The sequence below is a fragment of the Oleiphilus sp. HI0123 genome, assembly GCF_001635315.1.
This window is the reverse complement of record NZ_LWGE01001217.1, coordinates 1-5631: the sequence shown is the minus strand read 5'-3', so window position 1 is coordinate 5631 and position 5631 is coordinate 1. Positions and strand designations below refer to the sequence as shown.

8 protein-coding genes are annotated in these 5631 nt (G+C 40.5%); 6 read left to right on the top strand and 2 right to left on the bottom strand.

The genetic code is table 11. The features are described from left to right. Positions 1–96: 96 nt before the first annotated feature. Complete coding sequence (locus A3761_RS13885) at positions 97–795, bottom strand: endonuclease (protein ID WP_068739406.1); 699 nt, start codon at positions 793–795, stop codon at positions 97–99. A gap of 33 nt (positions 796–828) precedes the next feature. Then, positions 829–1017, bottom strand: coding sequence for a carbon storage regulator (locus A3761_RS13880; RefSeq protein WP_068739407.1), 189 nt, complete (start codon positions 1015–1017; stop codon positions 829–831). Between the two features lie 120 nt (positions 1018–1137). Here A3761_RS13880 and A3761_RS13875 point away from each other — a divergent pair, with 120 nt between their 5' ends. The 6 genes from A3761_RS13875 to dptF all read left to right on the top strand — a co-directional run. After that, positions 1138–1515, top strand: a complete 378-nt coding sequence (locus tag A3761_RS13875) for a helix-turn-helix domain-containing protein (RefSeq protein ID WP_231878243.1) — start codon at positions 1138–1140, stop codon at positions 1513–1515. Further along, positions 1512–2747: a type II toxin-antitoxin system HipA family toxin gene (locus A3761_RS13870; RefSeq protein ID WP_068739409.1), complete on the top strand. Its 1236-nt coding sequence runs from the start codon at positions 1512–1514 to the stop codon at positions 2745–2747. The genes A3761_RS13875 and A3761_RS13870 overlap by 4 nt, the downstream gene beginning before the upstream one ends. A gap of 123 nt (positions 2748–2870) precedes the next feature. Then, entirely contained in the window at positions 2871–3767 is an 897-nt protein-coding gene (locus A3761_RS13865; RefSeq protein WP_068739411.1) for an ADP-ribosylglycohydrolase family protein, read from the top strand. A 135-nt stretch (positions 3768–3902) separates the two neighbouring features. After that, positions 3903–4082: a hypothetical protein gene (locus A3761_RS13860; protein ID WP_068739413.1), complete on the top strand. Its 180-nt coding sequence runs from the start codon at positions 3903–3905 to the stop codon at positions 4080–4082. A gap of 265 nt (positions 4083–4347) precedes the next feature. Continuing rightward, a complete protein-coding gene (locus A3761_RS13855; RefSeq protein ID WP_068740194.1) occupies positions 4348–4968 on the top strand; it encodes a hypothetical protein in 621 nt (206 codons plus the stop codon). Between the two features lie 370 nt (positions 4969–5338). Further along, the coding region (dptF, locus tag A3761_RS13850) for a DNA phosphorothioation-dependent restriction protein DptF (protein ID WP_068750358.1) at positions 5339–5631 on the top strand (293 nt) is incomplete at its 3' end.

Genomic DNA, 5631 nt, shown 5'->3' with positions numbered 1-5631 from the left:
ACATATATTACTTGGAGTGTATTTATGGGATGTTCTGAGTTAGAGTTTAGCAATGAAATCTTACACTAGTTTGTACGTTTCATCTGAACTCTAAGGTTATTTGATATAGGGGTTCAGATTGCCTTGTATGGCCTCTATACGCTTGTTTCTAATCCGTTCGAAGCTGTCAACGGGATCAAGCCTATTCCACGCGTCAAATAACTTCCTTTGCTGCTTGCTCAGTTTAATGTTGTAACGGTCACTCATGTAGAAATAGATTCGGGCAATGTCACCATAGACGTATGAAGCAGGTTCAAAGCGTTTTGTCTTAAAGTCTACTTCAGCATCACATTTACCATAAACACGACTTTCACTTTCAATCATTCCATACTTGAAATTTGAACGATCACCGTTCACTTCACCAATAGCAGGTACTAAGTTATGCATATCACCTTCCATAGCGCGGAAGGTAGGATCTTTCTTGCACTTCTTGCGTCCACCATCGCGCCAACATTGCATGTGCTGTCCAAAGTGGTGGGCAGGCATTACATGTTCCCATTCGATCCGTGATGCTCGTTTGGGTTGCTTACGGGGCACGTATCCGCAACTATTCCAGTCCGGGCTTAACAGGTATTTGTTCTTGCTACCGATCTTTAACTGTTTGGAATAGGTGCACGCGCAATAGAATGATTGTTGGTGGTCAAAGTAAACGTGCTGAAGCTTCTTTTTAGCTTTGCTGAAGGTTAGGGTGTCAGCACTCGCACTAATTGAAAAAATAATGGTAAATAGTGCCAGATACTTCACCCATGTCTTCATTGCGTTGGTTCACCTCATTTTGGTAGTAGATAACTACACGATTTCACCGCGCACAATACCAACATTGTCAGGTGCTTGAATATTAATTCGAACCTGTCTTCCCTTCACTGAAGCAACTGATTGCCTGATAGTGATCAATTCGCCGTTTGAATCCCTGATATGAAAAAATAGCTCGTTTTTGTTTTGTTTAGCTTCGCGAGTTAATGCTAGTCCGTTACTCATTATGAAATTCCTTTTCATTATTTTTTAAGAGAAGCATTAGGTTATCAGGAATAGTTGTGAAAAAGGAGTTTTAACTACAACCATTTTCGAAATTAGTTCGCAAAGCTGTAGTGATCAATTATGCTTGCGATGATTGATTTGAATGCTATAGTTACCAGTATCAATATAAATGGTAGTTATAGTGATCATATTATGTCTTCTGATAAGCGAAAGGCCGTCGTATTCCCTAAGAACCGGAGAGTACTTGCACTATTAGGTGAGAACATTAAGTTAGCATGTAAGCGACGTAAATACTCTCAATCACTTGTTTCTGAACGAACAGGGTTAAGTCGTTTGACCATCCGAAAAATTGAGCGGGGAGACCCGACCGTCTCTATCGGGCATTATGTGGCTGTACTGGGGGTCATTGGATTGGTTGATGATTTAGCTCAAGTAGCAAGAGATGATGAACTTGGTCGCAAGCTTCAAGATATACAATTGTTGGGTAGATCAAGATGAGTATCGAAGTGCATGTCTATGCTGATTGGGAAGAATTCAGTGAGCCTATGCTTGTTGGGACTTTGCGTTCATCAATCACGAAGAGCAAGGAGCATTTTAGTTTTAGTTACGATCCATCTTGGCTGACATCTTCATTTGCACAAAAAATTGATCCTGATTTGGAGCTATTTACCGGCGAGCAACATAGCTCAGACTCTAGCAATTTTCGGGTCTTCCTAGATTCATGCCCAGACCGATGGGGACGTTTATTGATGAAGCGTCGAGAAGCGATTGTGGCCCGCCAGGAAGATCGTAAGCCTCGTGTTTTTCATGAAATCGATTATCTTTTAGGTGTCCATGATCTTTATCGCCAAGGGGCGTTGCGATTCAAAACTGATCCCAATGGTGAATTTCTGGATAACGATGAAGAATTGGCTGCGCCTCCTATCTCTTCACTGCGTGAACTTGAGCATGCAGCAATGAAGGTAGAAACCAGTGACAGTGATGACCCAGAATATTTGAAATGGCTTTACATGCTGATGTCGCCAGGTTCGTCACTAGGTGGTGCAAGACCCAAAGCTAGCGTTGTCGATGAGGATGGTCATTTATGGATCGCTAAATTTCCCAGTCGTTATGACGATCATGATATTGCTGCTTGGGAAAACCTTGTTTATAAACTCGCTCTGGACGCTGGTATCGACATGGCGGAAAGCCGAATTGAGAAGTTCAACTCTCATCACCATACCTTTTTGACCAAGCGATTTGATCGGACGGAGTTGAGCCGCCTACACTTTACTTCGGCGATGACTCAGCTTGGTTATTACGATGGTGATTATGACGCAAGTTACTTGGAGCTTGCCCAGTTTCTCACCGAACAGGGCTCAAATACAAAAGCAGATCTTGAGCAATTGTGGCGACGAGTTGTCTTTAACATTGCAGTTTCAAACACAGATGATCATTTAAGAAACCATGGCTTCATATACCGCAGCGGTGGCTGGGTATTATCTCCTGCCTATGATATTAATCCCGTGACACCATCAAATGGTTTACATCTCAATATTACCGATGATAACAATAGCCTCGATTATGATCTTGCAATGGAAGTGATCGACTTTTTTCAGCTAGGTGAAACCGAGGCGGAAGGCATCAAAGAAGAAGTATTAAGTGTCGTTAGTAGCTGGGAGTCAGTGGCCAAAGACATTGGTATCTCTCGTAGTGAGCAGCAGCTAATGGCTTCTGCTTTTAATGTTTGATGGGGTTCGCGATTTTTGGGGCTTGGTAAATAATAATGTCTTTAAAGATGCTTTTCATAATGTTGAATCAAAGCTGGATATATAATTTACCCCCCGTCTTCATTAATTAATATTGCAGTTAATATGATCAAATTGAAGAAAAGTAAATTTCAGGGTGCATTATTGGGGTTAGCTTGTGGTGACGCAGTTGGAGCTAGCGTTGAGTTTTGCTCGCGTGGAAGATTCACGCCTTTAACTGATATGATCGGTGGAGGGAAGTTTCAATTGAACCCAGGTGAGTGGACAGATGACACCGCAATGGCACTATGTCTAGCGGATAGCTTGATTGAGAATGGTTTTGATGTCGAAGATCAAATGGCTCGATATTGGCGTTGGGCTAACGAAGGTTACAACTCGTGTAGAGAGTATCCATTTGGAATGGGAAAGCAGGTTTCCCAAGCTTTAATTAGATACAAGAAAACTGGCAACCCAATAGCAGGAAGGATTGAATCAAAATACTCTGGAAACGGCTCTCTTATGCGCTTAGCTCCAGTTGCTATTTATTGCCACAGAGATCTAGAAGCCTGTTTGAAGTACGCGGAGCTTAGTTCAAAGACGACTCATGGTAGTGACGAATGCCTTTCTTCATGTAGGCTCTTGGCTGTGATGTTGTTTTTAGCATTTAATGGAGTTGAAAAGGAAAAGTTGTTTGAAAAGGCTGTTGGTGAAGTAATGTTTCCTAGTTCTATGGAGTGCATAAAAGATGGTGCTTTCTTATCGTTAAATGAAAGGGAAGTAAAAGGCAGTGGATATGTCGTAGAGAGTTTAGAGGCGGCATTATGGGCCTTCTACTCAACAGACACATTTGAGAGTGCCATTCTTGCTTCGGCAAACTTAGGAGATGATGCCGATACTACCGCTGCGATATGTGGCCAGTTAGCTGGAGCGTTTTATGGTGTTGATAGTATTCCTCTAAGCTGGAGGAAAATATTATTTAGGTCAGGTGATCTATTAGAAATAGCTAATCAACTGCAAAATTAACTGAAAAGGCTTTTCGATAGGGTTAGATGCTTGCTCAGAAGCAATTGTTTATATCCACTAGAACGTGGATATTGTTTATTGCGTAGTTGGATTAAGTTTAGGTCTCTGTATTGGTTAATGGTTGGGGCAATAATTATGGAAGCAAAGTTACATCACTATTTAAATGCCGGTTTATCAATATTGGTTGCGTCTGCTTTTATCAGTGTAATGCTGAGCCTGTTTGAAAGAGATGCAGGATGGTTAGCGCATATTGTTAATATATGGTTCTTTGTTGCTTTATATAAGATTATCAAATTAAAAGGTGATGAAGACTAACTGTATTACCCCACCTTATAGATTGATCCCAAAAAGCTCCCCGGACTCTATGTCTGCAAATTAATTTTATGTTTACATCGACCATGTAATCGTTCTTGTCCCTGCAATCTATCCAACAATTTGCTGAGATGTTACAAGCTCTAGTGAGTGTAGCTTGGGCTTGTACTGAGTGTTTTTTCTCATCAAAAAATATTGGCGACAATGATTGTCGCTTTAAAGGTTAAAGTGATAAACATAAAAGCACAACCCTCAAAGGATGAGACGTATGACTGTACAAATTCAAAACTCAATTGAGATTGATGAGGAGCTTTTCACGATAACAAGTTCGTCTCAATTTCCGGTATTTAATCCTGAAAATTATCATTTGAAACCCGTTACAACTTCTACTTGCTCTTGGTCCGGCTTTCACTGTTGTTTTGGGATTGTTGACGAGATATTAATGCTTAATTCTTTAAGTATTAATTTGGATTTACCTATAGACAAATCTCCTACTTTGAATGGTGTTAATCCTCTAGGAAGTCGGGCGGAGCTTCCATTATTTACTCATATTTATGACGAGGTTAATTTGGCGGTACCTTATTCAGGTGGATTACTCGCTGCAAGAGGTTTCTTGATGAATGAGTGCGGAGCTAGAGGTTTTAATCTCGATTGGAATTTTGAACACTGCTATGAGCTAACTTTTGAAAATGGGAAGTTAGTAGATATGCAGGATGTGAGCGGATTTATGTCCGAAGTGAGAGCTCGAGAGAATTATAGTCTACCGCGTATTGCTTGGTGGAAGAGGTTGGTTAGAAGAAGTGCTGAAAGAGTAACGTGTAGCCCTGAGGTGCTTAGTAATCCACTGAATTTTAGCTACGGGGGATGGTGCGAACGGTACATTAGGTGAGCCAATGAGTTTCTAGAAATCTAGGAAATTTAGATTTCTAAACTTGAGTATTTAAAGCCATACAAAAAATGCGTGTAATCAATCAACCTTATGTTTTTGATAGAAAATTCCAATGGAATCCGATAAGGTTAGCAATGCTGAACTTGCTTTGCTCTCTCGGGAGAGACTTTGCTATAGGTTTGGTAATCACTATTAGTGATCGCATTCATTTGTGATGACGGCTTAGTGTTGTTTAGTCGGTTTGTACTGGCGTTTGATGAAAAAGGGAAGTTGAAAATAAACTTATAGGGATTTGCTCTCCTCATAATCTTCCCCATTTTGTTGATATCCAAAACTAGATAAGAATTCTAATTAAGTATTAGGTATTAATATGTTGTTAAGAGACGCTCTTGGTATCCTTTCCAAGTCATCGCCACATGCTGTGACAACTTCGGGTGACCCTGTTGACCCTATAGTGAAGAGAATAAAAGATTATTTGTTTGTAGAAACAGATATTGAGCGGGCATTTAGAGCAAAGCTTGAGAGCATTGCATCTAATGAGATTGTTTTTCTGTGTGGAAGTAGTGGAGATGGCAAATCAGAAATACTGACCCGTTATCGGAATCAATATGAAAGTACTATCGAGTTTCACTTGGATGCTACACACAGCTTCGAACCTAAGAA

What these genes read in the sequence shown, in the direction of transcription:
- A3761_RS13860 (WP_068739413.1), top strand. Translation starts at nt 3,903, where the DNA reads ATGGAAGCAAAGTTACATCACTATTTAAATGCCGGTTTATCAATATTG.
- A3761_RS13870 (WP_068739409.1), top strand. Translation starts at nt 1,512, where the DNA reads ATGAGTATCGAAGTGCATGTCTATGCTGATTGGGAAGAATTCAGTGAG.
- A3761_RS13880 (WP_068739407.1), bottom strand. Translation starts at nt 1,017, where the DNA reads ATGAGTAACGGACTAGCATTAACTCGCGAAGCTAAACAAAACAAAAAC.
- A3761_RS13865 (WP_068739411.1), top strand. Translation starts at nt 2,871, where the DNA reads ATGATCAAATTGAAGAAAAGTAAATTTCAGGGTGCATTATTGGGGTTA.
- A3761_RS13885 (WP_068739406.1), bottom strand. Translation starts at nt 795, where the DNA reads ATGAAGACATGGGTGAAGTATCTGGCACTATTTACCATTATTTTTTCA.
- A3761_RS13855 (WP_068740194.1), top strand. Translation starts at nt 4,348, where the DNA reads ATGACTGTACAAATTCAAAACTCAATTGAGATTGATGAGGAGCTTTTC.
- A3761_RS13875 (WP_231878243.1), top strand. Translation starts at nt 1,138, where the DNA reads ATGCTTGCGATGATTGATTTGAATGCTATAGTTACCAGTATCAATATA.